The organism is Pseudomonas sp. N-1-13 (assembly GCF_057787095.1).
Genome location: NZ_JBYNRI010000001.1, coordinates 1,399,803 through 1,426,140, shown reverse-complemented (window position 1 = coordinate 1,426,140; position 26,338 = coordinate 1,399,803). Strand labels below are relative to the sequence as shown.

Annotated in this window: 24 protein-coding genes and 1 tRNA gene; 4 read left to right on the top strand and 21 right to left on the bottom strand. The window is 55.3% G+C overall.

Annotated elements, in window-relative coordinates; genetic code table 11:
* Positions 1-186: 186 nt before the first annotated feature.
* Positions 187-1,776, bottom strand: coding sequence for an Ig-like domain-containing protein (locus AC3I65_RS06610; protein ID WP_488523566.1), 1,590 nt, complete (start codon positions 1,774-1,776; stop codon positions 187-189).
* 468 nt (positions 1,777-2,244) lie between these two features.
* On the opposite strand from AC3I65_RS06610, the gene AC3I65_RS06605 reads away from it, so the two are divergent.
* Complete coding sequence (locus AC3I65_RS06605; RefSeq protein WP_488523565.1) at positions 2,245-3,711, top strand: DUF6538 domain-containing protein; 1,467 nt, start codon at positions 2,245-2,247, stop codon at positions 3,709-3,711.
* Positions 3,712-3,745: 34 nt separating this feature from the next.
* Here the strand turns inward: AC3I65_RS06605 and AC3I65_RS06600 are convergent, their stop codons facing one another.
* From AC3I65_RS06600 to dapA, 14 genes are all read right to left on the bottom strand, one after another.
* On the bottom strand, positions 3,746-4,498 hold the full coding sequence (locus AC3I65_RS06600) for a hypothetical protein (RefSeq protein WP_488523564.1): 753 nt from the start codon (positions 4,496-4,498) through the stop codon (positions 3,746-3,748).
* Positions 4,499-5,890: 1,392 nt separating this feature from the next.
* Positions 5,891-6,451 (bottom strand): recombinase family protein, encoded by a 561-nt coding sequence (locus AC3I65_RS06595; RefSeq protein WP_488523563.1) that lies wholly within the window; start codon positions 6,449-6,451, stop codon positions 5,891-5,893.
* 1,294 nt (positions 6,452-7,745) lie between these two features.
* On the bottom strand, positions 7,746-8,051 hold the full coding sequence (locus AC3I65_RS06590; protein ID WP_488523562.1) for a hypothetical protein: 306 nt from the start codon (positions 8,049-8,051) through the stop codon (positions 7,746-7,748).
* 116 nt (positions 8,052-8,167) lie between these two features.
* Positions 8,168-8,398 (bottom strand): hypothetical protein, encoded by a 231-nt coding sequence (locus tag AC3I65_RS06585; protein ID WP_488523561.1) that lies wholly within the window; start codon positions 8,396-8,398, stop codon positions 8,168-8,170.
* Between the two features lie 59 nt (positions 8,399-8,457).
* Positions 8,458-9,672, bottom strand: coding sequence for a hypothetical protein (locus tag AC3I65_RS06580; RefSeq protein WP_488523560.1), 1,215 nt, complete (start codon positions 9,670-9,672; stop codon positions 8,458-8,460).
* A gap of 397 nt (positions 9,673-10,069) precedes the next feature.
* On the bottom strand, positions 10,070-12,295 hold the full coding sequence (locus AC3I65_RS06575) for a hypothetical protein (RefSeq protein ID WP_488523559.1): 2,226 nt from the start codon (positions 12,293-12,295) through the stop codon (positions 10,070-10,072).
* The gene (locus AC3I65_RS06570) at positions 12,292-12,657 is read right to left on the bottom strand and encodes a hypothetical protein (protein WP_488523558.1); all 366 of its coding nucleotides are present in this window, start codon (positions 12,655-12,657) and stop codon (positions 12,292-12,294) included. Before AC3I65_RS06570 ends, AC3I65_RS06575 begins: the two co-directional genes overlap by 4 nt.
* On the bottom strand, positions 12,654-12,887 hold the full coding sequence (locus AC3I65_RS06565; protein WP_488523557.1) for a hypothetical protein: 234 nt from the start codon (positions 12,885-12,887) through the stop codon (positions 12,654-12,656). Before AC3I65_RS06565 ends, AC3I65_RS06570 begins: the two co-directional genes overlap by 4 nt.
* Positions 12,884-13,579, bottom strand: a complete 696-nt coding sequence (locus AC3I65_RS06560; RefSeq protein WP_488523556.1) for a hypothetical protein — start codon at positions 13,577-13,579, stop codon at positions 12,884-12,886. The genes AC3I65_RS06565 and AC3I65_RS06560 overlap by 4 nt, the downstream gene beginning before the upstream one ends.
* Before the next feature lie 801 nt (positions 13,580-14,380).
* Positions 14,381-14,470: transfer RNA gene (locus AC3I65_RS06555), tRNA-Ser, on the bottom strand.
* Positions 14,471-14,553: 83 nt separating this feature from the next.
* Entirely contained in the window at positions 14,554-15,267 is a 714-nt protein-coding gene (gene purC / locus AC3I65_RS06550; RefSeq protein WP_025212375.1) for a phosphoribosylaminoimidazolesuccinocarboxamide synthase, read from the bottom strand.
* A gap of 28 nt (positions 15,268-15,295) precedes the next feature.
* Positions 15,296-16,054, bottom strand: coding sequence for an MBL fold metallo-hydrolase (locus tag AC3I65_RS06545; protein WP_047227962.1), 759 nt, complete (start codon positions 16,052-16,054; stop codon positions 15,296-15,298).
* 4 nt (positions 16,055-16,058) lie between these two features.
* A complete protein-coding gene (gene bamC / locus AC3I65_RS06540) occupies positions 16,059-17,174 on the bottom strand; it encodes an NlpB/DapX family lipoprotein (protein WP_488523555.1) in 1,116 nt (371 codons plus the stop codon).
* Positions 17,175-17,191: 17 nt separating this feature from the next.
* Positions 17,192-18,070: a 4-hydroxy-tetrahydrodipicolinate synthase gene (gene dapA, locus AC3I65_RS06535; protein ID WP_047227964.1), complete on the bottom strand. Its 879-nt coding sequence runs from the start codon at positions 18,068-18,070 to the stop codon at positions 17,192-17,194.
* A 316-nt stretch (positions 18,071-18,386) separates the two neighbouring features.
* Here dapA and AC3I65_RS06530 point away from each other — a divergent pair, with 316 nt between their 5' ends.
* Both AC3I65_RS06530 and AC3I65_RS06525 read left to right on the top strand, forming a co-directional pair.
* Positions 18,387-18,947, top strand: a complete 561-nt coding sequence (locus tag AC3I65_RS06530; RefSeq protein ID WP_047227965.1) for a glycine cleavage system transcriptional repressor — start codon at positions 18,387-18,389, stop codon at positions 18,945-18,947.
* A 10-nt stretch (positions 18,948-18,957) separates the two neighbouring features.
* Positions 18,958-19,431 (top strand): peroxiredoxin, encoded by a 474-nt coding sequence (locus AC3I65_RS06525; RefSeq protein ID WP_047227966.1) that lies wholly within the window; start codon positions 18,958-18,960, stop codon positions 19,429-19,431.
* Positions 19,432-19,565: 134 nt separating this feature from the next.
* Here the strand turns inward: AC3I65_RS06525 and AC3I65_RS06520 are convergent, their stop codons facing one another.
* Both AC3I65_RS06520 and AC3I65_RS06515 read right to left on the bottom strand, forming a co-directional pair.
* Positions 19,566-20,636 carry an AI-2E family transporter gene (locus tag AC3I65_RS06520; RefSeq protein WP_488523554.1) on the bottom strand — a complete coding sequence of 357 codons (1,071 nt, stop codon included), beginning with the start codon at positions 20,634-20,636 and terminating at the stop codon, positions 19,566-19,568.
* 29 nt (positions 20,637-20,665) lie between these two features.
* Complete coding sequence (locus AC3I65_RS06515) at positions 20,666-20,905, bottom strand: sulfurtransferase TusA family protein (protein ID WP_047227968.1); 240 nt, start codon at positions 20,903-20,905, stop codon at positions 20,666-20,668.
* 98 nt (positions 20,906-21,003) lie between these two features.
* On the opposite strand from AC3I65_RS06515, the gene AC3I65_RS06510 reads away from it, so the two are divergent.
* On the top strand, positions 21,004-22,437 hold the full coding sequence (locus AC3I65_RS06510) for a M48 family metalloprotease (RefSeq protein ID WP_076385958.1): 1,434 nt from the start codon (positions 21,004-21,006) through the stop codon (positions 22,435-22,437).
* A 63-nt stretch (positions 22,438-22,500) separates the two neighbouring features.
* On the opposite strand, the gene AC3I65_RS06505 is transcribed toward AC3I65_RS06510, so the two are convergent.
* From AC3I65_RS06505 to rpoE, 4 genes are all read right to left on the bottom strand, one after another.
* Positions 22,501-23,928: a DegQ family serine endoprotease gene (locus AC3I65_RS06505; RefSeq protein ID WP_047227970.1), complete on the bottom strand. Its 1,428-nt coding sequence runs from the start codon at positions 23,926-23,928 to the stop codon at positions 22,501-22,503.
* Between the two features lie 226 nt (positions 23,929-24,154).
* On the bottom strand, positions 24,155-25,102 hold the full coding sequence (locus AC3I65_RS06500; RefSeq protein WP_305467694.1) for a MucB/RseB C-terminal domain-containing protein: 948 nt from the start codon (positions 25,100-25,102) through the stop codon (positions 24,155-24,157).
* Between the two features lie 8 nt (positions 25,103-25,110).
* Positions 25,111-25,698 (bottom strand): sigma-E factor negative regulatory protein, encoded by a 588-nt coding sequence (locus tag AC3I65_RS06495; RefSeq protein WP_047227972.1) that lies wholly within the window; start codon positions 25,696-25,698, stop codon positions 25,111-25,113.
* A gap of 30 nt (positions 25,699-25,728) precedes the next feature.
* A complete protein-coding gene (gene rpoE / locus AC3I65_RS06490; RefSeq protein WP_003172477.1) occupies positions 25,729-26,310 on the bottom strand; it encodes an RNA polymerase sigma factor RpoE/AlgU in 582 nt (193 codons plus the stop codon).
* Positions 26,311-26,338 lie beyond the last annotated feature (28 nt).

Genomic DNA, 26,338 nt, shown 5'->3' with positions numbered 1-26,338 from the left:
GGGGTTAGCTTTCTTATCGGCAGGCATGCCTTGAGCTATAGACCATTAGTCTGATTGACACAAAGGAGGGGATTGTTTTAGAGGGCAGGCGAAGACGTTTTTGATCGTCTTGACCGAGGCCAGGGTTTCGGTTGAGGTTAGTGAAAACACCGTCGCCCTGTCCTGCAACGTCCGACACCGGAACGGTTAGAGTTTTTTAATTGCCGGAAAAATGTCCCCGCCGTGCCGGGTTACTTCGGCAGGATTCGGATCATTCAGCGAGAAGGCCAAGGCGTAGGGGCCGGGCGCTCCATCCGATGTCCAGTACAAAGACTCGGGCCAGCTCAATGCCCGCGCCACAAGCCCTTCGGATAGGAAATAGATTCCCCAGAATCTCTTCATTTGGGCCAGATCAAGGTGCAGCTCAGGGTTGGGCCGCACAGCTGAGAAGTTTGGGTCCCACCACATGTTGTCGATACGCTCCACCAGTCGGACACCCGAAAATGTAAGCACGTAGAAGGCCGTCCGACCACTTGCATCGGTAGCGATTATCCGTGCCGACCCATTTCCCGCAGCCCGCACAAGACCCGACTCCGAGTCTACGAGGGCAACCTCCTCGTTCGAGGATGCGTATTGATAAGGAGGTACGCCCCCCGTAGCCGTACGCGTATAAGTTGCAGTTGCGTCATCCGGAGGCATCCTGGGTGGTCGTCCACGCACGATAAAATAATTCGATGCCGTTTGACTGTGGTCCTGTCCGAAACTCAGCGGCTCCAGCACTGTGAAGGTGTAGGCGAGTGACTCCGGGTTGCTGCCGTAGACCGCCTTGGCGATGAAGCTGTGCTCACCGACGGCCAGACCGATGACGGCGAAACTCCAGATACCATTGCCCTCGACGTGGGCAGAGCCTTTGAAATCCGCACCGTCAAAAATATCCACTCGTTGATCGCCACTGGCGGTGCCGCTGAGCACGACCGAGGTCGCCACAGTGCTTGTGCCATGCGGAATTTCAACCTCTTTGTCGTCTTTCACTGAGGTGATTTCTGGCGGAGCAAGTCGGTTCAGATGAATATCCAGAAAGTACACTGACGACTGACTGGAGTTGCCCAACTGGTCAAAAACCCTAAACTCGACCTGCGCCCTGCGGTTGTCACCCGCTTCCTGGAATTTGTCGGTAAACAGTGTCCTCACCTCCGGGACCGGGGCGTCGTCGGCTATCTCCCATTCATCGGTCGCATCGCCCACCAGAAATCGAATACGGTCGTAGCGCCGCCGGTAGCTGTAGTCGAAACCGAACGTCACGCCTTGCGCTGCTCGCTCGGCGCTGACACCCGCAGTGACAACATCGGAAGGGATCATCAGGTCCAGGCTATCGGGTGCGGGTTCGCCTGGAGCCCGTCGGTGGTACAAAACATTCATATCATTCGATGTTCCGCCACCACCACTGGGACGGGTCACTTTGTAGTACAACCGATTGACGCCTTGAACCAACCGTCCATGAGGCAAGTAAAGGCGCAGACGTTTGTTTTCTTCCCTGATGATATCGCCAGCCGAAGGAGTCGCGTCGTCATTTACATACAGGTCGACCTGGTCGTCAATCTCCAATGTCCCGCCGCGACGCGGGATCTCGAACCATGGGTCGACCAGACATTCAAGGCCCAGAGCCTGATCGTCGTAAATCCTTTTGGGGATACCTCCGTTCGCAAGATTGGCTGGCTTCACTGGGGTCACCCAGCCAGGGATGATCACGGGGATCAATTTGAAAAGCTCATTTAACTCAGAGGACTGAATATCCATCATGTTCTCCTGGCAGGTGGCGGGGCGTGGATCTCTGGGCGACGCCGTTATCACACTCCAGGCAGGAGAACCTGGCTACTGTCAGAACTAACAGGTGCGGGGAGATTTACGACAAATGGCGGGTTGAGGGGAGAGCCCTTGCGCGCCACAAATTCTCATTGCGAAGGGACCTTTTCCTGAAGAGCCCCAGTGCCGGAAAATCTTTACCAGGGAAGAATGTTTCGCGTGGACCGACGATGGCCGGCGCCGGTTCGCCAGCAGTTTGTCCAACGATGCCCTGAATAAAAACCTGAAAACGAAAAAGCCCCTGAAATGTTCAACCATTTCAGGGGCTTAGTCGTATTCAATAATGGCGGAGAGATAGGGACTCACCATACGTAGCCACGAAGCCCAACAAACATTGTATTTACTGGCTTTCCCGGTGATTTTACGTAGAATCTTTACGTAGAATCCAATGAAGAAACGACCATGCCGAAGGCCAACAATCTTGAACTCCAAGGCGGCACCTACCACGTTAGGATGGATATCCCTAAGGACGTGCGAGAGGCTTTCGGCGGTCGTCGTATCCTATCGTTGTCGCTTAAAACCGGTTCACGAGAAGAGGCAATGTTCCGGCGCTTACCCATCCTGCATGCATGGAAGAGCCAGATAAAGGCAGCACGTGAAGGAAAAGCACTCCCAGACGGTTGGCAGGATAATGTCTCAGCGGCGATTGATCAGGTTGACCAATGGACGCAACAAGCCAAACGGGCAAGGATTGGTGAAGACGTACCAGCGATGCCAGCACCTGATGCAGAAGACGTCTCAAAAGCGATGGGAAACCCCAAACTGGTTGCTGCGCTAACAAGCCTCATTCAACGTCGTCGTGGCGAACCCATGGGAATGGTCAAACTAGAAGATGACCTAGCAGCCCTCGGGAAACAGTTCATAGAAAAGAAGATTTCTAGCGCTCACCGACTCACGACTGAGCAGGGCCAGGAACTGGAAGCGCTGGTAAAAGATCCTGCCAGCTACAAAGCTCGCTCACCGATCACCAAGACCCGGCTCGCTGCTTTCCGCATCTACAGGCTTGAACATCACGTCGCGCTCAAGACGGTGAATCAACAGGAGGCGAAGCTGCTGAGTCTATCGGAACATCTGCTAGCCACGGGCACCAAACTCGACTTTGATTCTGTGAGCACTTGGCTACAAGGCATGAAGCTCAGTAGCAAGACCAAACAGCAATACCTGCTTGCTGGTAGTCAGTTTTGGCAATGGGCAATGACGCATGAGCCTCAGTGGCGACAGACCTTCAAAGGGCATGTAAACCCATTCGAGAAACACACGCTGCCTACGCTCAGAGGCAAGGCCAAACTTGACGCAAAACGGAAAGCTTTCAGCGTCGAAGAGATCGGCACCCTGCACATAGCAGCGAAGAAACAAGGTCTGGATACATTGGCAGACCTGATCCTACTGGGCGGGTATACCGGGGCTCGGATCGAGGAACTGTGTCAGCTTCGCAAGGAGCACCTGATTACCGTCGATGGGGTGAAGATGTTCGATATCGTGGATTCGAAAACAGTGGCAGGCATTCGACAGGTGCCGGTGCATCCCAAGCTGACAGCGCTGGTGGAGCGACTCTGCAAATCATCTATAGACGGCTATCTGGTGCCTACCGACAGCAACAACAAATATGGGATTCGGTCGGATGCATTGAGCAAGGCGTTTGGCAGATTGAAGACCGCGATGGGGTTTGATCGTACCCGCGTGTTTCACAGTATCAGGGCGACGGTCATAACCTCACTGGTACGCGCAGACATAGCAGACAGGCTGATCAAGGAGCTAGTAGGCCACGAAACCGGTACGGTGACGTTCGATGTTTATTCGGATGGATCATCACCAAAGCAGAAGCTCAAAGCTATATCGAAGCTTCCCGCCATCCCGACAAGATCCTGAAGAGGAACCCCACCGCACTAGACAATATCCATTTTCACAATGGAGTCAAAGTCTGATTGAATGCATTGACAAATGTCACATGACCAACACTATTTATCTGCCACCATTTAAAAATAGCTACGCCGATGCTTAGGCAGCCAAACAATAGAGGCCATACATTATCAGTGAACCATGTCAGCCCCACCACCCCCTTCAAAAAGGCATACACAACAGCCGCCCGGTACAATACCAAACCTGGAGTTGCCTCATAGCTACTAGCACCATACGAGTTAACTATCTCCCCATTCTTATCAAATTTTTTGTACATACTAAAATTAACCTTGGAACGGTATGGATAGGAATAATCCCATGGACCAGTAGGCCCAAACTCCCTGCCCCTTTCATGCTCTAACTCATCTCGATAAGATAGAACGCCGCTCAGTTGAAGGTTGACCAACTCCCCTTCATTTTTTTCGATACCTTCACTAGCAGCCTTTCTGAATGCTGCGCGCTTATGGACAATTGAGCATATCTTAATCAGTGCAGCATCTAACGCCTCATGCATATTTTCGTCAAAGCGCAGCCCCCTTTTTGGTAGCCTCTGAAGAAATCTAAGCCATAAGTAAATATTGACTAGCGCGATAACAAGCCACACATGCCGGATATTTTCTTTAAGATATATCTCATTGCCCATCAACTTAAACTGCGTTAGATCGGCACCAAAGAACCACAGCAGTACAACAACCAGTGAATAGCCAACGAGAAAACCCCGAGCCTTGTTGAAATCTGGCGAATCCGTATCACCCATACCGCACCTCATCAGTCTGAGCTGACATGATAGCAAGGTGCCCAGACGTCCGCCTGACGTGTCTCGCCTGCCCCCGCCAAGGCTGTACAAAAAAACAGCATTTTATTGATAATTGTATGAAGTGACTAATTGATTGACTGCCAGGGCGATGACACCACCTTGAGCTGGAGCTATCCAGGCGCGACGAATCTCTAAAGCAGCGTTGCGGCCTACAGCCATCATGGCAAGACATAAGCGCTCTTGTCGGGGGTCAAACCTCCTCCCTCTATATAGAAGAATCCCTGCACCACCTCACAGATATCCCCAAGGCCACTCAACGAGCATCGAAACCAGAAAAACAGATTGGATCCAGGTGGATCGCGGCTTCCAGAGCACCTTCCTGCTATAGACGTAAATTACGCACAGGTTTATCCACAATTTATCGATGAAGCTACCGGCAAAAACACACTATGTTGTAGGTTTTCTGAATCACTAGCCCCTAGATGTAGTTTTTTCAACGGATTCTAGCGCCCATTTCTCGCTAACTAGCGGCATTCGCGATTTTTCAGACGTGGTTGAAACACTATTTCAGAGGGCCTCTTGAGGGCCTCTTAAGGGCCTCAGGGAGCGAAAAAACGTTAATAACGGTCCGCAGGGAGGGGAAATGGAAGAAAACAGCCTGAGATACCCCAGAGAGGCTTGCAGGGGCATACAGGAGCCAGTATGATGGCCCCACAAACGCAAAAACCCCAACTTAATGGGGTCTTAGCTGAAGATGTCTACGAGCAGGCACGTTTCTGTCGGGAAAACGTCACGTACCTGCTCGCATCCTCCGACGCATGCGTTTGAGCACGGTTCAAGAGAAGGACGCCATTAAAGCCAATAGACCGCTGTTGAGTCAACTGGTGAATGATCGGTGGTCGTTTCTGGACACGTGCGACTAAACCTCAAACGTTATAGGAACGACTCAGATGCAAAATTTTGAACGCAACACCGCAGGCAAGAAAACCATCCCCGTCCGTCAGTATCGCCGGTTCCGTTTCGGCGAATGGGAGGATGTGTGTCACCACCACCGTAGCCCACCACGCTAACGGTTAGCGACAAGCCACCAAGCTTTCGCTGATTTGGTGGTTCTCCCCGCGATATCTCCGAAACCCTGGCCACGCCAAAATTTACTGAGCACTCTTGCTCAGCTTCTGAGTTTCTGTCTGGAAAATAAGGTGGCTCAGCCTTGCCAGCGCTGCTTAGCGGCGCGAGAGCACCCTCCTTCCAATCTCTATAAATGTAGAAATAACCTGACGCCCTGTAGCCCTCTCGGAGGCTTTGGTAGGTGTGCAACTGTAAAGAAGATGGCAAACCACAAAGACAACGAAGCCCGCTCAAGGCGGGCTGATGAAGGGCTACACGCCAACTTCAAACCTTGTTCCAATGCCTCTTGACGGTGGGCAAGCTCACCTTGAGTTCGGCTGCTGCCTGAGCCTGTGTCATGCCTTTAGCCTTGAGCTTCTGAACTGCGACTGTGGTGTCTGTTGCCACTGGACGACCACCTTTCTTGTCCGACCGTGCAAGGCCCTCTCTAGTGCGCTCCTTGATTCGATCACGCTCAAAGGCTGCAACTGCTGCAAGAACGGTTAGCTGTAGCTTCCCGGCTGCGCTGGTGAGGTCTACCCCATCAAGATCGAGGCTACGAACATGAATACCGTCAGTGGCGAGCTTAGAGACCGTGGCAAGTACGTCCTGCACGTCGCGGCCTAAGCGATCCAGCTTCAGCACCACAAGCGTATCCCCTGCTTCCATGCGCTCAGCCATCTTGCTGAATTGGGGACGCTGAAGGGCGGGTACACCGCCACTGATTTGTTCAGAGAACCAGCGAGTGGGCTTGATATCGAAACCCTTTGAGGTGAGGGCCACCAGTTGGTTGTCAGTGTTCTGTTCGGTCGTACTGACACGACCGTATCCGAATAGACGGCTCATTTACTCACCCTCCCAGGTATCCCTCACGCTGCTCGTGGGGTATCAACAATGGAGGGATCATATTGCCAAGGTATCAATAACCTGTAAACCCGCACTTGATGACACCGGTACGGGTATCGGACAGGCGGTATCGTTTAACGGTCGTTTGTTGATGCCTATGGGAAAGGGTCAGGAATGTGGTGCAACAGGGTCATTCCAGCGGGACTGACGCTAACCCCGGTGTACACGTACCCAACATCACCAGCTTTGAGGAGAGGAGTAGTCAGCCCCAAACGAGCTGCACTCTCGTAAACAGGGATGTCAGCGCCTGTGATGTCGGACATGCCCTGATCGATCCTGTGTAGCAACTCCTTCAAGCGTACCGTTCCGTATTCACTCACCTTGAATCTCCCGATTATCCCGACGTGGGCGAAACCAAAGTGAAGGCACCAGCTCAGCGCCTGTCAATGCCGTAGTTTTGCAGAAATCGGTGATTCCGCCTCAAAACTGCCGTTTTGGTACAGAAACCTCAATGAGAGACGCTCTCATCGAATCGAGCTTGATTCAGTTTCAGCCCAAGGCCCCGGAAACACTCATACATAGCCATACCCCATCTAAACGTAAACTCTAATAGACTAGATTGCATACAGGGTTTTCACCGGGTTTAACCACGGTTATTTGGAGATATGAAGAGAACTTCACCGAGGCATGAAACTTATTTGTCACCAACTTGTTGAGCCTTGTAGGAATGTCCTTTGCAATGGCGCAGAATCACCGCAATGAATGACACAAGAAACCTCTTTCACCTTGGCACTGAGGGTGGCCTCGTAGACCTCCATGTAAGCGTACGTCTTAGCCTCAGCGGCATTCCCACTAACGGCAAACACTTTCGTCTTCGTCGATCCGACTTCGAGGCAGTCCCTCCACCCACAGCGCTCAAGAGCTTCATCGAAGACCTTACGGGCTTCACTACTAGTGTTCTGTTTCAAGTCGAACGAAAGCAGCACGTGAGTTGACATATCAATTATCTCTTGGTTGATGCGGGAGACTTGGAGTAAACGCTATACCTACTTTGAATTATCTGCAAATTTATTTTCAAGCGATGTATTTGATATAGTTACTATTAACGACCTACGAGCGTTAGCTATGATTAAAAACCGTTATAGTTACCTTGATATAATTATTACTTCCGAACTCGAATAATGATTATCTTGGCAGTGGAGACTACCTGCCACGCCCAGGTTTTACATGCAAGCGGCCTTTGGATTTTCATCCGCCAGCCCCCCCCAAACCCTTGTCCTACCGCATTCGTAGACTAGTTGAACGAGGTTTCGAACCCACCCACAACCTTCACAGTTCTACCTGTAGAAGCCGGGTTGTCGCCGATCTGAGCAGCGAACGTCACGAGCCTGATTCTTGCTGTATCAGCAGCTCTTTCCAAGGCGGTGATAATACGTCGTTGGATGGACGGCCTTACAAATGTGTCATCGAAACGCTTCTGCCAAACAGTATCTACGTCAGCGAGCTTCACCCAGCCATCAACCTCAAGCACGGCATAAAAATTGGTGCGCTGTTCGTCATCAGCATTCACAAGATCAAGCGATAGCATGCAATGCGTCATGGTCACGTCCCCTATGTATTGGTTGACTAGCGAGATAAACCTATTCTGAAACGACACGGTGAAGCGGCGCCCAATAAGCCGCTATCGAGGCGGCGCAGAGCGATCCCCAGCAACGGCTACAACCCTTGGCGCTTGACGGCGATATCACGAATTGTTTGAACATTCTGGTGGATTGCAGAGATGGCAAACCAAATACCAGAGCCCAGACAGCCAACAGCAAAGCCTCCCAACGCACCTACGTATTCATAGTTCCCACGTGTAGCAACGTAGCCGAACACCGTAGCAAAGATGATCCCCAACCAAGCGATGATGTCTACAACGGTGATAACAACGTTTTTCAAGTCCATGGCCGATTTCCATATGCTGTTCTAGGTGAGATGAAGACTAGCACCGGGCCACCATTGAGCTAGGCCCATGGCAATGAATCATTCCCATACGTCGTCGCATGGCTCAGTAAAAGCACCGGGATAGTGTCTTGCTCACCTATCGAATCCAGCTCAGCAGCGAAGCTGACAGGAGCTTGCAGGGTTGCTTCGCTTCCCTCGCCGGTTGCGAGAGCCTTTGCGGGACGATGCACCCTGAACACGATTGGCTTGTATGGCGGGATACGCTCACCATTGTCCATTGTGCTTGTATGGCGCTCTACGAACTCGGTTAGCACGTCACGGATGGCATCAACAGGCTTGCCGTGGAGCACGTCAAACACTGCCTGTAACTCTTCCTCGTTGAGCGTGGTTCTACTCATGTGTAGCGCTGTAAAGGGACTCACACGTTTGCAAATCACGTCCAGCACTTCGGTTAGTTCTGGTCGGTGCTGAGCATGGCGCTCAAGCTCCTGGGACAACACTTCGAATGGAGTAAGCATCGTTGTCTTGATCTGGAAGTCACTCCCCTCCTTTCCCTCAAGCTCGGCCTTGAGCGCTGAGAGAGCCTTGCCTGACATGCTATCGAGAGCATCTAGGTGGGTGCGTTGTTCTGGCACGGTTGGGTCTAAGTGGTCGTGTAGCCAGCTCAGCACCTTGTGACGCTGGGTTGGCTGGATCTTGGCAACCTTCACAGCCTCAGCCACTACGTCAGCACCTAGGAAGGCGATGATGCGTTGCACGGTTTGCTTACGTGGGGCGCCCTTCTCTACTGAGTGTTTCGATACCAAAGCATTGCGATTGATGCTCAGCCCGTGGCCGTAGTGGGTAGTAGCGTGAGTGCGGTTGAGCTTCACTGGCACCACTACCAAGTTGGGAGCGTGGTAGAGACCAATGGTGTTATCACCTTGCACGGGGTGAATGTGGCTGATTTCGTAGTCCTTGGTCTCTCCGTAACGGTTGGCTTTCAGCTTGAGCTTGTACACGTCACATAGGGCCACCAGTGATTGCACGATGTGGCCTGTGAGGATCTGGAGGGTTCCGGCACGCTCACATTCGTAGGCTAGGTGATAGAAAAATGCTGAATTGGTGGCACGGTCTGTACGGGATACTCGGCGTTTCTTCTTGGTAGCTTCTTTCTGGCACTGAGTGGTGCAGTAGGTCTTTACGGCGCTTGTAGTTCTGAATTGCTTACTGCAATGAGCACATCTTGGACGGCGTACTGCCTTAGTCTTCTTCGGTGTGGCGGATGTTGTCATTGATGACTCCTTCATGGATCGTCGGTTGTTGTGATTCATAGAAATGGTGAGTGGTGCGGCATGTGCCAGAACAGAAAGGCATTGGCTTCGCCACGGTGAACACTCGTCCGCAATGGCGGCATGTACATACTTTCATCGGTGATTTCCTTTGTTAATGGGATCATGTTGTGTGCTTGCATCGCTCCGCTCGCGGAGTTACGCACACAAAGTTGAGTCACTTAAATTGGCTACACCCCTTATAGAACAAGGCCTGGGGGCGTTTTGTATCTTGCAGATACTGCTACTAGAGCAGTGGTTACTTTTTGGCAACACTGACGAATATAGAACGTTGCCAGGCAGATAGACAAAAGGCCGCAAGCGGCCTTAGAGTCTCGCTAAGGAGTTATATGGGTTTCATTTATTCAACCTCCTTCTGCAACGCTGCTGCTGAGCGTAGAGTTCTATCCCAGTTTTCTCGAAAACGCTCTTCCGTCAGCTTATCAACTTCATCGGGTGTCATTCCGCGTGCGTCGATTTGGATGTCAATCTTCACGTCATTGTGGGTCGAATTGTCTACGTTATTAGCGCTACCTTTACCGGATGAGGTATGGCTCAAATCACCCGGCCCTAACCAAGCTGGCAACACTGGTTGACTATCACGCTGTCTAGCCGCTGCACCATCTAGAATATCGGTCGTTGTATATTCTTGATATGGGCGGAAACTGCGCAGCTTCCCATCCGCCAAGTTTTCCATCCCAGCGCTAAACTTTGACAAATCTAACGGGGGAAATTGCAAACCAGCAATGTTCATCTCCAACGCTTCGGTTTTGTTAGCTTCGCCGTCGCGGTAATCCTGCACGCTAAATAGCCAGTTCCAAAACTTGCCAATAGGTCCGCCTTGATGCTGGGTATCGCCATTAACAGCGCTGTAGTCGCCCACTCCCACCATCTTCGTATCGACGGCGATGTCATTGGTAGACATGCGATCCTGAATCTGCTGCTGCTCTGATTTCTCGCTGCCATCAGCATTGCGATTAGCGGCGAGACGGAGCAACGAAGCGGCAAGATGAGCCAGTCCAATATCAAACTGCACCATGGTTGCCTTGAAAGGCTTCATTGCCTCTGTTAGTGCCATTTCCGCCTTGATCCGTTCATTGATCGCACCAATCAATTCCGGGTTCTGGTCTAGGCCCTGCTGTTGCAAGAACTTCTGATTGGCTAGTCGAGTGGTATTTGCATCGATGCTGCCACTCTGACGCTCAATCGCAGCGGCGTTTTCCTTGACGAACAGCTCAATACCTTTCGTAAAGTCGATTGCTTTCAGGTTGCCTTCCGTGGTGCTTTCACGGAAATCACGCTCAAGGTTGTTGCCTTTGTATTTGTTGCGTTCTGCCCATGCACGACGAATCGGCTCAATCAACAGCGGTGCGCTTTCTGAGAAGGTGTTGAGGTCTTCCCGGTCGCCCTGTGATTTGCTGGCAATTTGCTGGAGTTGCAAATTCGCACGGCGCTGTTCCTCGGCTGTCATGCCAGCCCCACGAAAGGCTGCTTGGCGTGTTTCATATGTGCCGGTGGCTTGGGAAAGGCCGCGACCACGGGCCATCTCCGCCATCAGGAACGTTCTGTAGGCCTTGGCAGATTCAAGGCTTGCCTCTGAGCCGTATTTGGCATTGATCCGTAGCCACTCCGATTTGGCAAACTCCGCGTTTGCTGGGTTCTTACCCCCCGCTTGAGACAATACGTTTTCAAGTTGCTGACTCTCAGACACTCGGGCTTGTGTAGCTGTAAGACGGTCACCAAGAGCGCCGACAGCTCCCACGATTGCAGCTAGGCCAGCGGTGACACCACCCAAGGCAAGAGCACCAGTGCCCAATCCCATGAAACCGGTGGATATCTTTGGCTCAGCCTGTTTTGCTGCCCATGCGGCTTGGCGGATTTGGGCCCACGAAAACCGCTCTGCTCTCTGGGCATGACTCACATCAAGACGTTGAGCACGAAGCTTTGCCGCGTGTTGGGATGCAGCGAATTTTTCTGCTGCACGATGGCCCCTAGCTCTGGCTTGCTGCAAGGCGAGTTCGGCCCTCTGGGTAGCCGTCATTGCTTGAAGCTGCCTCTGCTGAAGGATGGCAGTCTTCTTCTGTTGCTGGGCCAATAGTGATTCCCAACGGGCTTGGCGGGCCTTGTGTTGTTCAAGCGTCTGGGCCTGTTTTAAGGCAAGGCCTTGAGCCTTCAAGCGTTCGCCCTCTGCCTTTGCTGCTTTAGCATCTAGAACGGCCTGAGCGATCTTGTCACGGAGGGCTTGGCTTTGAATCGCTGCACCTTCTTTCTGGCGAAGGTTGATCAGCTTTTGTCCCTGTAGCTCAGCAGTGAACGTTGCCCGGCGTGTACGTTGAACCGCCTGCTCAAGCTTTAGTTCCCGGTCGAGGTTGTCTCTTACAGTCTTGGCTAACTTCGCTTGTCCGGCGCTATCAACCTTGATGCCTAGCTTCGCTCCAAGCTTCTTCTGCAAGGCGTCCGCTTGCTTGCCGAGCTGAGTCATTTGTCTTTCGGCAGTTCGCATCATTACTGTGAAACGTTGCAAACCACTTGGGTCTACGTTGAATTTAAGAAGACCAACTAGCTTGGCAATGATCTCTTCGTTCATCGGCTGCCCCCTTCACGATGACTCATACGACGAGCGTAAAGGGTATCGACAATAGCTTTGAACGCTTTAACGCCCCAGCCGTGATATACAACTTCCACACCGGATAGATAGCGTGTGTGAGACTGGATGTACTCACCGAGGAAGCTCAGCGCGTTACGGCTGCCCTGTACAGTGATAATGGTTGTATCGCCATCCACGGCAAACCAATGGTGAGTGAAGTCGCTTCCATTACGGCGTTTGACGTATGCATGGGCAAGGCCTAGGAAAGCTGAAACGCTTGCGGGGTGTGTAACTCTGTATACAGCGTAATAGTCGATTGACCCATTTTGCAGGGTTTGATTCTGTACCGCAGTTTGTGTCATTTTTTTCCTTTGTTCTTCTTAGCCATTTCAAGTAGTTTGCGATTACGCAACTCCACTTCAATCATCTCCGCAAGCTCCTCTGCACTCATATCAGACGCTTTAGCAGCTTCCTTATGCACTGGTAGCACTTCAGTCATATTGCCACCCACAACGGACTCCAGAGGCTCTAGCAACTTAGGATTAGTAGGGTCATAACGCTGGAGCAATAAGTATTCGGTTGGCGTTATCATTCTACGTTCCCCTCTGAATTCAAACGGCCTGATTTAATAAGCTCTGCACGAAGGCTAGCTCTTGAAGCAGCGAGCTCATCACGAACTTCTTGTTCACGACTCAACCGTTGCTGCTCTTCAGCCTTCAGGCGGTCTCGCTCATCTTTCGCAAGAGTCAGCTGAACTTGACGATCTCCTTCCGCACTCAACGCTGCTTCAAGTTCGGCCTCGAAATCTGATCTAATTTGCTTGCACAATTTAGCGAGATCCCGCTCTTGTTCACGCTCAGGCTTTCTTAGGTAAATACTAATGAAAGTTGCTTGAGGGCTTTCGATAAGCATTGCAGTTGGCAGCCCCTCCATTGGGTCAAGAGGCTGCCACTGAGCTGCACGGTGCTGGTGATAAACTTCGAGTGCTTCTACCAGAGTGGCAGGAGTAAATTCGACGATTGCACCGGGGATGTTAGCGTAGGGCTTATCGATTCGTGATTCGTAGAAGCCTTTTTCATTTTGGCAGCGTGATCGGTATTCCGTTTCGGAAAAGACAAACTGCATTGGTACTTCTGTCGTTGCTTGTGTTGGTTTGTTACTCATGGTGTGTACCTCTTCTGTTTTTGTAATGGATAGCGTTGTTTGTTGACGCTGTTGAGCGCGGTAGTGTTGCTTCGAGCATTTGTCGCTACATGCCTGCTTTGATGCTCTCTTGGTTTCCATAGGTGATCCACAGACCACGCAAGGACGTACAACCGTTAAAGCCATTTGGCCTCCGATATCAAAATGAAAGTGTCCGATTAATTTTGTTCAGGTGAAAATCAGCCGGAACGATGTCCGGCTAAGTGAATGCACGAGTCATTCTAAGTGTTACATGAGTTGTATCGCGAATTTGGTTCGAGGGGAAAATCTAAAAACCCCTCTACAGTGTTCGGCCCACTTCACTGTCGGAGTGCTATTGGCTGCCTTTGCGTGCAGTCTGGCCGGATGTGACAGGGATCAACCACCGCCCCTGTCGGGCGATCCTTGAGGCATTGCAGCCTTGGTCTGGCAAGTAGCGGCCATCGCCTTGCTTAAACGACGGAGAGGCTGTGGGGAGCCTCGGCCACAGCAAAACCAACCTCAGCGGACTGGGTCGGTATTAGTGTTAGGAATATGGGGTGTAACTGATGTTGCGGAGGGGCGTTGCGAGTAAAGAAAAGAAACTCTCTACCTTGTGTACTAAGAATATCACAGATTCCGTAAAAGTCAACAGATATTTTCAAATGTCAAGTGAAATCGTTCACTATTGGCTTAATCGACGTACTGAATGGCATGATCACCTTGCTCAAGCACGCCTCACGGCTTGGCTGGCACCGATTGCATTGAGGGGTGGCAACATTACCAGCGAGGTCATGACACGGGAAACGCGCTATAGAAGCGCTCAAGGGGTCTGTAGCGGCAGTTATTTTACGTAGAATATCTACGTAGAATTCTGAAATGAAAAAAGCCCCGAGACCTTGATCTACGGGGCTTTTCTATGTATGGCGGAGAGATAGGGATTTGAACCCTAGGTACTGTCGCCAGTACAACGGATTTCGAATCCGTCCCGTTCGGCCACTCCGGCATCTCTCCAGTGGCGCGCATCATACCAGCACATTCGCCGGAAGCGAACCCCCGGGCGAAATTTTTTCCGTGCTATCAGATGCTTGCGTCGTTTACAGCGGTACGCCCAGACGCTGGGCAACTTCTTCGTAGGCTTCGATGACATCACCCAGACCCTGACGGAAGCGGTCCTTGTCCATCTTTTTCTTGGTGTCCTTGTCCCAGAGGCGGCAGCCGTCCGGGCTGAATTCGTCACCCAGGACGATGGAGCCATCGCTGAACACACCGAACTCAAGCTTGAAGTCCACCAGCAGCAGGCCGGCGTCGTCGAACAGCTTGGTCAGCACCTCGTTGACCTTGAGGGACAACTCCTTCATGCGCGCCAGTTGCTCGGCGGTGCCCCAACCGAACGCCACAACGTGGGATTCATTGATGAACGGGTCGCCCTTGGCGTCGTCCTTCAGAAACAGCTCGAAGGTATATGGGTTGAGCTTCATGCCCTCTTCCACGCCCAGGCGCTTGACCAGGCTGCCGGCGGCGTAGTTACGCACGACGCATTCGACCGGGATCATGTCCAGCTTCTTGACCAGGCATTCGTTGTCGCCCAGCAACTTGTCGAACTGGGTCGGCACACCAGCAGCTTCGAGCTTCTGCATGATGAAGGCGTTGAACTTGTTGTTCACCATGCCCTTGCGGTCCAGTTGTTCGATGCGCTTGCCGTCGAACGCCGAGGTGTCGTTGCGAAACAGCAGGATCAAGCGGTCTGCGTCGTCGGTCTTGTAAACCGATTTGGCTTTGCCGCGGTAGAGTTCTTCACGTTTTTCCATGATGGGCTCCGCTTGCTAAGTAGATGGGCTAGGCGATATGTCGCCAGTCGAGCCCTGAATCTTGATCGGCCAGTTGCAGCCAGTCCGGGTCGCACCCTAGGGTGTCGACGAAACATTGCCGGGCCAGCTGCGGCAGGTTGTTCTTGCTGCTCAGATGGGCCAGGACCAGGTGTTGCAGGCCTTGCCAGCCCAACTCGGCCACCAGGAACGCCGCCTGGTGGTTGTTCAAATGTCCGTGTTCCCCGCCTACCCGCTGCTTGAGAAAGTACGGGTAGTACCCGCGCGCCAGCATGTCACGGCAGTGGTTGGACTCGATCATCAATGCATCGAGATCCCGGTAGCTGTCCATCACCCTGTCGCAATACGAGCCCAGGTCGGTCAGCAACCCAAAGCGCCGCTCACCGTCGCTGAACACATACTGCGTTGGCTCCCGGGCGTCGTGCGCCACGCTGACCACACTGACTTCCAGAGCACCAATGCGCAGTTGCTCGCCACCGGCGACGAAGCCAGCAGGTTCGATGGGCTTACGCAGCCCCTCCAGTGTTCCACGGCTCAGGTACACCGGCAGATTGTAGCGCCGAGACAGCAAACCCACGCCATGCACGTGGTCGGCATGTTCGTGGGTTACGAGTATCGCGCTCAATTGCGCCGGGTGCACCCCCAGGCGCAACAGGCGTTTCTCGGTTTCTCGCAAAGAGAAACCACAATCGACCAGCACATACGTGCCGGCGCTGGCTATCAGCGTGCCGTTCCCTTGGCTACCGCTGCCGAGAACGGCAAAACGCATCGGATCAGCCCAGGTTGTCCTGAATCACGCTCAATACCTTGCGGGCCACATCGGTCGGCGCCACGGTGTTGATGTTTTTCTCGACGGTCACCTGAACGTTGTCACCCACCTTGCTCAGGCGAACCTGATAACGCTCGGCACGGGCTTCAATTTCTTCCTTGTCCGGCGCGCTGCCGAACAGACCGCTGAAGAAGCCAGGCTTCTCATCTTTCTTCTCGGCCTTTTCGGCGAGGTTGATGTAGTACAGGCCCAGGCTGCGGTTGATGTCTTCAACCCGCCACTCACCTTGTTCCAGCGCACGACCTACGCTCGACCAGGCGCGATCCAGGTCGGAGCCGACGTTGAGCACCGGGTTGCCGCTGCCGTCTTCGCTCAGGCTGACGCGGCTCGGGACGTCGAAGTCCCGGGATGCAAGCATCGAAACCGAACCGCCCTGTTCTGCGGTACGGCTCATGCTGGCGAGCATGTCGTCCACCAGCGCAGCGTCCAGGCCGGTGTTGACCGAACGGTTGGTGAAGGCCACATCAGCGGTGCTACCGGCAGGGCGTTCAGCGCTGACCACGTAGATTTCACTGGTGTTGCGCTGCACGCCCGGCTCGATGCGAACCCGCACGCGGCTTTCGCTGTCGGCACCGACACCGGCGGCGCTCAGGCGCTTGGCCATGGCGGCGGACAGCTCATCGGCACGTTGCCAGGTCGTGGTGAATTCGCCCGTTTGCGGGCGCTGCTCGTCCAGGCGGAAACCGTTGTCCTGGAAGAACTGGATCGCCACGGGCCAGACTTCGGCCGGTGGATGCTGGGCCATGACCCAGCTTGAATCGCCACTCTTCTGCAGGGTGTAGTCGCTGGCATCGGCCATGGCCGACAGCGGCTGCGGACGGGGGACGATGTATTCACCCTTGACGCTGTCGTCGGCCACATTACGCGGGATCGGCAACAGCGGATCCAGACGTTTGGCGACATTGACATCGGGAGGCAGTTGCATCGGTGCAGTCTGTTGCGCTTCCAGGTAATCGCTACCACGGTCGCGGAAGTAACCTTCCGGGCCCCAGACCCATCCGCAGCCACTGGTGCTGGAGATAATCAAGGCAAGTGCGGAAAGTCCGGCCATTCGCTTCATGCGTTGTACTTCCTCAATTAAACCAGGACGCCCGACTGGCGCATGGCCTGCCGAAGCGGTTCGTGACAGGCTTCGCTCAGCCAGGTGAGCGGCAGGCGGATGCCTTGATGCATCAGGCCCATTTCAACCAAAGCCCACTTCACCGGAATCGGGTTGGCTTCGATGAACAGATCCTTGTGCAACGGCATCAGTTTTTCGTTGATTGCCCGCGCGGTCTCGGCGTCGCCCTTGAGCGCAGCCTCGCACAGGTCGGCCATTTCGCGCGGAGCGACGTTGGCGGTGACGGAGATATTGCCCTTGCCACCCAGCAGGATCAGCTCGACCGCGGTCGGATCATCGCCGGACAGCACGATGAAGTCATCACTCACGCCAGCGAGGATGGCCTTGGCGCGGTCCAGGTCGCCGGTGGCTTCCTTGATACCGATGATGTTCGGCACGGTGGAGAGGCGAATCACGGTCTCGGCCTGCATGTCGCAGGAGGTGCGGCCGGGAACGTTGTAGAGGATCTGCGGGATGTCGACCGCTTCGGCAATGTGCTTGAAGTGCTGGTACAAGCCTTCCTGGGTTGGCTTGTTGTAGTACGGCACGACCAGCAGGCACGCGTCGGCACCGGCTTCCTTGGCGTTGCGGGTCAGCTCGACGGCTTCGCGGGTCGAATTGGCGCCGGTACCGGCGATCACCGGAATCTTCCCGGCTACCTGCTTGACTACGGCACGGATGACTTCGATGTGCTCGTTGACATCGAGGGTTGCCGATTCGCCAGTGGTACCGACGGCGACAATGGCATGGGTGCCGTTTTCAAGGTGGAAGTCCACGAGTTTGCTGAGGCTGGCCCAGTCAAGACGCCCTTGTGCATCCATGGGTGTGACCAGTGCCACCATACTGCCCGCAATCATGAAACCGCTCCTGCCGGAAAAAGAGAGCGGTAATGGTACTGGCGCCAAGATGCTTGTACAAGCGAACTACCATTCCCCTTGGCGATGGTTTTCGCTACCCTTCAGGCTTTGATCGGTACCGATAAGCTCATACGCCGGTTCCCAGCCTCCGTTATTCGTCGCCACAAGCCCCATTCCTGCGTTTGTCCTGCCGCATTCCCGCCGTCCCGGAATGCAGCGCAACCCCAGGCACAGGGCTTGAGTCGTTCGTTTATCCCGGTCTGTCGCCGTGCCGAGCTGCAAAAGTGCCGACCGCTCATCGCTTTAGGAATGCTGCATGTCCACCCCCACAGTCCGCGAACAATTCCTTGTTATCAGTGCCCTTGGCGCCAACCCCATGGAGCTGACTAACGTCCTGTGCCGCGCCAGCCATGAAAATCGCTGCGCCGTCGTAACTTCACGCCTGACCCGTCATGGCGAATGCAGTGCGCTCGTGCTTGAGATTTCCGGCAGCTGGGACGCCCTGGCCCGCCTGGAAGCGAGCCTGCCGGTGCTGGCCAAGAAACACGCCTTCACCGTCAACGTGGTGCGCAGCGCCGCCCTGGAGAACCGCCCCCAGGCCCTGCCCTACGTGGCGTATGTGAGTTCGGCCTATCGCCCGGACATCATCAACGAGCTGTGCCAGTTCTTCATGGACCACCATGTCGAGCTGGAAAACCTGACCTGCGACACCTACCAGGCCCCGCAGACAGGCGGCACCATGCTCAATGCCACGTTCACCGTGACACTGCCGGCCGGCACCCAGATCAGTTGGCTGCGCGATCAGTTCCTGGATTTCGCCGACGCGATGAACCTCGATGCCCTGATCGAACCGTGGCGCCCCCAAAACCCAATGTAAGGAAGCGTTCATGGCCGTTGCCATCGACCAACCGGTTACCGATTTCCAGGCGCCCGCCACCAGCGGGCACACCGTCAGCCTCGCGGCCCTTAAAGGCAAGCAGGTGGTGATTTACTTCTATCCCAAGGACAGCACCCCGGGGTGTACCACCGAAGGCCAGGGTTTTCGTGACCAGTACGCCCAGTTCCAGGCTGCCAACACCGAAGTGTTCGGCGTATCGCGCGATAGCCTCAAGTCCCACGAGAACTTCAAGTGCAAGCAGGAGTTTCCGTTCGAGCTGATCAGCGACAAGGACGAGGCCGTCTGCCAGCTGTTCGACGTGATCAAGTTGAAAAAACTCTACGGCAAGGAATACCTGGGCGTTGATCGCAGTACGTTCCTGATCGACAAAGATGGCGTGCTACGCCAGGAATGGCGCGGCGTGAAGGTGCCCGGGCATGTGGATGCGGTGTTGGCGGCGGCGCAGGCTCTGAACAAGGCCTGAAGTTTTTTCTGTCTGTCCTGACGCTATCGCGAGCAAGCTCGCTCCCACACTGGATTTTCGGCGTTAACAAATCCCCTGTGGGAGCGAGCCTGCTCGCGATGAGGCCACCCGCCTCGCCGGATAAGTAGCGGCTGCTACAGCAACGGCGCCACCACCGGCTCACGGCTCGGCCACGCATCCAGCACAGCCTTGAACAGTGTTGCCAGGGGAATGGCAAAGAACACGCCCCAAAACCCCCACAGCCCGCCAAACAGCAATACCGCGCAGATGATCACCACCGGATGCAGGTTCACCGCCTCGGAGAACAGCAGCGGCACCAGCACGTTGCCATCAAGCGCCTGGATGATCCCGTAGACGGCCATCAGATAAATGAACTGATCGCTCCATCCCCATTGGAACAGCGCGATCAACGCCACGGGCACGGTCACCACCACGGTCCCGACATACGGCACCACCACCGAAATGCCCACCAGCAGCGCCAGCAATGCCGCGTAATTGAGCCCCAGGGCCACGAAGCCGATGTAGGTCACGCCGCCGCAGATGAAAATCTCGATGACTTTTCCGCGAATGTAGTTGGCGATCTGGCGATTCATTTCCTGGGCCACCCGGGTGATCAGCGCCCGCTCGCGAGGCAGATAGCCACGGACCCAGCGCCCGATCATTTCCCGATCCTTGAGAAAGAAAAACACCAGGATCGGCACCAGCACCAGGTAGATCATGATGTTCACCAGAAGCGGCAGGCTGGACAAAGAAAACGTCAGCGCCCACTGGCCGAACTTGCCGATCTGGCCGCGCACCACCTCTATGGCCTGCAGTACCTGTTCATCGGACACCAGATGCGGATAGCGCTCCGGCAACAGCAACAACAGCGACTGCCATTTGACGAGCATCCCGGGCAATTCGTTGAACAAGGTCACCAACTGATGCCAGAGCAGCGGCATGATCACGATGACGAACACCACCAACAACCCCATGAACAGGGCGAACACCAGCCCTACCGCCATGGCGCCAGGCAGCCGCATCCGTTCCAGTGTCATGACCAGCCCCTGCATCAGGTACGCCAGCACCATACCTGCCAGCACTGGCGCGAGCATGCCGCCCAGCGTGAGGACTGCCGTGAAGGCCAGGAACAGCAACACTGCCAGCACCACCGCCTCTTCGTCGGAGAAGTAGCGCTGGATCCAGTCGCGTAACACTTTGAACATTAAAAATCCTTAAGGGCCGCTGTTGATTTTCAGGCTTTCTTCAGCCAGTAACGGTAGACGCCGTTGTCGTCTTCTTCACGCAGCAGCGTATGACCGGCCAGTCGGGCAAAGGTGCGAAAATCGCGCTGGGAGCCCGCATCCGTTGCGGTCACCTTGAGCACGGCGCCGCTGGCCAGGCGATTGAGTTCCAGCTTGGCCTTGAGCAGTGGTAACGGACAATTCAGGCCGCTGGCGTCCAGTTCGGCATCGGGGGCTACAGCATCGGTCATCGGTTCACTCCGCAGCAGGTCGTTGAGCGACTTAGAATATCTGGTCCCGGGCCTGGTGTCCGGCTACAGTAGGGTCTTTGTCGACTAAGGCTTCGTGCATGACATTTCTGCGCCCCACCCTGCTGACGCTCGCTTGCCTGCTTGCCTCACCGGGCTTCGCCGACGACCTGCCGTCACTTGGCGACGCCAGTTCTGCCATCGTCTCGCCGCAACAGGAGCACCAGTTGGGTCGCGCCTGGCTGGCCTTGCTGCGCAGTCAGGTCTCACAGCTCAACGATCCACAGCTCAAGGACTACGTCGAGTCCAGCGTTTACAAACTGGTGGAGACCAGCCAGGTCAACGACCGACGCCTGGAATTCATCCTGATCAACAGCCCGCAGCTCAACGCTTTCGCCGCACCCGGCGGAATCGTCGGGGTCAACGGTGGACTGTTCCTCAATGCGCAGACCGAAGGTGAATACGCCTCGGTCATGGCCCACGAACTGGCGCACTTGTCACAACGCCACTTTGCCCGGGGCGTCGAAGCTCAACAACGCATGCAGGTGCCGATGATGGCAGCGCTGCTGGCCGGCATTGTGATCGCCGCCGCCGGTGGGGGTGACGCCGGGATCGCGGCCATTGCCGGCACCCAGGCAGCAGCCATCCAGGAACAACGACGTTTCTCTCGCCAGAACGAACAGGAAGCCGACCGCATCGGCATCCAGAACCTGGAAAAGGCCGGCTATGATCCGCGGTCCATGCCGACCATGTTCGAACGGCTGATGCGCCAGTACCGTTTCGACGCCAGGCCCCCTGAATTCCTGCTGACTCACCCGGTGACTGAATCTCGAATCGCCGACACCCGCAACCGCGCCGAACAGGCAAGGCCAGGTGGCATCGAGGACAGCATGCGTTATCAATTGATTCGTGCACGGGTCAAGTTGATCTACGAAGAAACTCCGGGGCTGGGCGCCAAGCGTTTCCGGGCGCAGCTGGATGAAAATCCGAAGAACGACGTGGCCCGCTATGGCTTGGCGATCGCGCAGATCAAGGGTGGCCAGCTGAATGAGGCCCGGGAAAACCTCAAGCAGCTACTGGCCAAATCGCCCAACGAGATCATCTATAACCTGGCCCAGGTCGATCTGGATATCACCAGCAACAAGCTGCCAGACGCTCAGGCTCGCGTCGACCGGATGCTGACCCAGTACCCGGGCAACTATCCGCTGAATCAGGTGCGCGTCGACTTGCTGCTCAAGCAGAACCGCCCCGCCGACGCCGAGAAGGCTCTGGAGAACCTGCTCAAGACTCGTCCGGACGATCCGGATGTCTGGTACATGGTGGCAGAGACCCGCGGACTGTCGGGCAACATCATCGGCCTGCACCAGGCCCGCGCCGAATACTTCGCCCTGGTGGGCGACTACCGGCAGGCCATCCAGCAACTGGACTTCGCCAAACGGCGCGCCGGCAGCAATTTCCCGCTGTCGTCACGCATCGACGCCAGGCAGCGCGAGCTCATGGAGCAGGAGCGCATGGTCAAGGACATGATGGGCTGAGTCTTTTCGGATACAAAAAAACCGCCTCTTTCGAGGCGGTTTTTTTTGGGGACAGCTAAGCGATCACTCGGCCAGCTTGAAGGTAATGAAACTCGCACGGCCCTGACGCAGAACCCGCATCGAGACCGAACGATTCTTCGGCAACGCCTTGGCGATGTCGGTGAACTCCTTGGCCGAACCGATTGCCTGGTTGTTCAGGTGAGTGATGATGTCGCCTGGTTGCAGGCCGATCATGGCCGCAGGCCCCTCCTGCACCTCCTTGATCACTACACCACCTTGCAGCTCCAGGGTCCGTTTTTGCTCTGGCGTAAGCTCCGCCACAGCCACGCCCAGACGATTGCTGCTACGTTCCACGCCTGACTTGGCCAGCGAGTCCAGCTCCTTGCCTTCCTCAGGGATGGCGCCGACGGTCAATTCGACGTTTGTGCGCTTGCCTTCGCGAATCACTTCCAGATTAGCCTTGGAACCGGCCTTGAGGGCACCTACCAGATGTGGCAAGTCAGCGGACATGACGATCGGCTGGCCATTCATGCTCAGGATCACGTCGCCCACTTGCAGGCCACCCTTGGCAGCCGGCCCCCCCTCCTGAATCTGCGCCACCAGCGCACCGGCTGGTTTCTCCAGGCCGAACGACTCGGCCAGGTCCTTGTTCACTTCCTGAATGACCACGCCCAACCAGCCGCGGCTGACCTTGCCTTCGGTTTTCAGCTGATTGGACACGTCCATGGCAACGTCGATCGGAATCGCGAAGGACACGCCCATGAAGCCGCCCGAACGGGTATATATCTGGGAGTTGATCCCCACGACTTCACCGTCGAGGTTGAACAGCGGCCCACCGGAGTTGCCTGGGTTGATCGGCACGTCGGTCTGGATGAACGGCACGTAGTTTTCGTTTGGCAGGCTGCGACCGATGGCGCTGACGATGCCCTGGGTTACGGTATGATCGAAGCCAAACGGCGAACCGATGGCCACGACCCACTGGCCGGCTTTCAGGTTCTGGGATTTGCCCAGCTTGAGCACGGGCAGATCTTTCCCTTCGATCTTCAGCAACGCCACGTCAGAACGCGGGTCAGTGCCGATCAGCTTGGCCTTGAGCTCACTGCGGTCTGCCAGGCGCACCAGGATCTCGTCGGCATCGGCAATCACGTGGTTATTGGTCAGGATGTAACCGTCGGGCGAAATAATGAAACCCGAGCCCAGGGACTGCGCTTCACGCTGACGACCACCGCCAGGCGAACGCGGTTGCGGCATCCCGCGCTCGAAGAACTCGCGCAACATCGGCGGCAAACCTTCCAGGTCCGGCATCTGCTGATCCATCACCCTGCGTTCCGGCAGTTTCTGGGTGGTACTGATGTTCACCACCGCAGGCGAGGCTTGCTCGACCAGCTCAGTGAAGTCAGGCAATTCGACCGCCATAGCGGGAACGGCCTGACCGAGCACAAGCACAGTGGCAAAGATGGAAAGATAGGTTTTCAAGCGTGGTATCGACATACGGCTCCCGTTACGACGAGCGTGGTTAAGCGATATGGAGCAAGAAATACCAGGGGAAGATACGCCGGTATTTTTGTTCCGCAAACAGGCAAGGCCAGAGCCGAGCGGCTCTGACCTATAGAAAAAAAATTGAAGTTTTGCAAATGAAAATACTGACAGAAAGTTTCGGCATTTCGATCAAGTCCCGACGCTGTAAGCCTCTTGCCCAATCGAACCACCCTGGCAGCTATTGAGTCGCCGTGGCATCGGAACGCATGGAGAGCGCGATCCGTTCCGCTGTGCCGATGGGAATTTCGCCGACCACCGTGACCATCATTTCGCCCTGGGGCGTCGTGAGTCGACGCGAAACAGCTGCTGTCGGGCCGAGCTGCGTACGCGTGTCGGTGACAGTCGCGCCGTTCAACGGTTCCAGAAACACCGAGAAACGAGCCAAGCCATCATCGTACATCAGGCTATTGACCTGAACGTTGGTTTCCGGATCCTTTCTCATCGCACTGCTGGTCAGTTCGAAGCCCGGTGGAAGCCAGTCCGAACGCCATGCAGTTTTCGCCATGGCGCTTTTAGCTGGGGTCTGCGCTACTACCTTGCATTCGGCAGTGGTTTGCAGATCAGCGTCGGACGGTGCCGTGATATTCAAACGTGTGAACTGAAAACGCTCCAGCAACTGGCCCTTGTCATTGAGCAACAGAGACTTGAGCGGCAGGCCGGTCTCTCGGTCCAGATGCAGTTCGAAACCATAACGATGCTGGTCCTTGGGTGTCAGCGCCACAATCACTGCCGGGCGCCCGGCCACGCGCGACTTGCCAATGACGGCAAGATCATACCAATTCTTGAGTTTTTGCGGATCGAGCGCACGTGCCGTGCCTTCAGGCGTATTCCCCACCCCAGCAATCAAGGAGCCGCTTACGCATTGAGTACGTCCATCAATGCGCAGGACTTCCTGTGCCGACCCATCGAGCTGGAGTAGCCGCTCGCGGACTTTGCCATCCTGGACACGATGCCAGATGCTATGGGTAGAAAAACTACCATTACGCTCGTAAACGAAAGTGCCCTGGAAGCTTTGCTGTTGCTCGGCTTGACTCAAACGATTAAGCCAGTCCTGAGCCTCACCGGCATAAGCTGGGATAACGCACCAGCCACCCAGCAGAAGCGAAAAAAGAGGTATGGCGCGCATGGTCCTCCTTAGCGGTTTTCCAGACTGGCTGCACGGGCGTAAGGCAGTGCGCTTTCAGTACCTTTCAGGGCTGCTTCCTGGGCATGCTGACGCAGGTAGTTGGGCAGACGCTGATCATGCCAGCCTGGCTGGCCTTGCAGCACACCATTGGCCATTGGACCGGCGACTTCCGAGCTTTCGCTATAACCGGCCAACACTGCCGGGCCCTTGACCTGTGGAGCGGCCAAGCCAGGCTGATTGGACTGCTGGGCCATTTGCACACCGGCGATCTCATCCTGGTTGTAGAGGCGAACCCCGGCCAGCACGGCCACCGTAACCGAAGCGGCAACCGCAAGACGACCCAGGCTGCGCCAAGGGCTGCGGGAGGCTTTGGCCGGAACAGCTTCATCAGCCAGAGCAGCAGACACAGCCGCAGCGATGTCCAGACGCGGAAGCAGCAGGTCCTTGTGCATGACAGCCCGGGCAATCTGGTAACGAGCCCAGGTCTCACGGGTTTCAACATCGTCGAAGGCATTGAGTACCCGACGCAATTCCAATTCGTCCGCTTCGTTATCCATCACTGCGGACAGCGATTCCTGCAGGGCTTCACGACTCATGGCGTTCCTCTCTTGGCTGTCGCCGCTGTCTCAGTTTTCCTGCAACAAAGGTTGCAGGGCTTTATCGATGGCCTCCCGAGCGCGGAAAATCCGGGAGCGCACGGTACCCACCGGACACTGCATGACGCTGGCAATGTCCTCGTAACTCAGACCGTCGAATTCACGTAAAGTTAGAGCCGTACGCAAATCTTCGGGCAGTTGCTGGATGGTCCGATGGACAGTGCCTTCGATCTCATCCCGCAGCAACGCTCGTTCCGGTGATTCAAGATCCTTGAGGCCGTGATCGCCATCATAGAACTCTGCATCTTCAGAACTCACATCGCTATCCGGCGGCCGGCGGCCGCGTGAAACCAGATAGTTTTTCGCCGTGTTAATGGCGATGCGGTAAAGCCACGTGTAAAACGCGCTGTCTCCGCGAAAATTACCAAGCGCACGGTAAGCCTTGATGAAGGCTTCCTGAGCAACATCCTGGGCTTCATGGGTGTCGTGCACAAAACGCACGATCAACCCGAGAATTTTGTGCTGGTATTTCAGCACTAGCAGATCGAAAGCTCGCTTGTCGCCGCGTTGAACGCGCTCGACCAGTTGCTGATCCTCTTCCTGGGTTAGCATGAACACTCCTCGATAAGCTCGAAGGAGG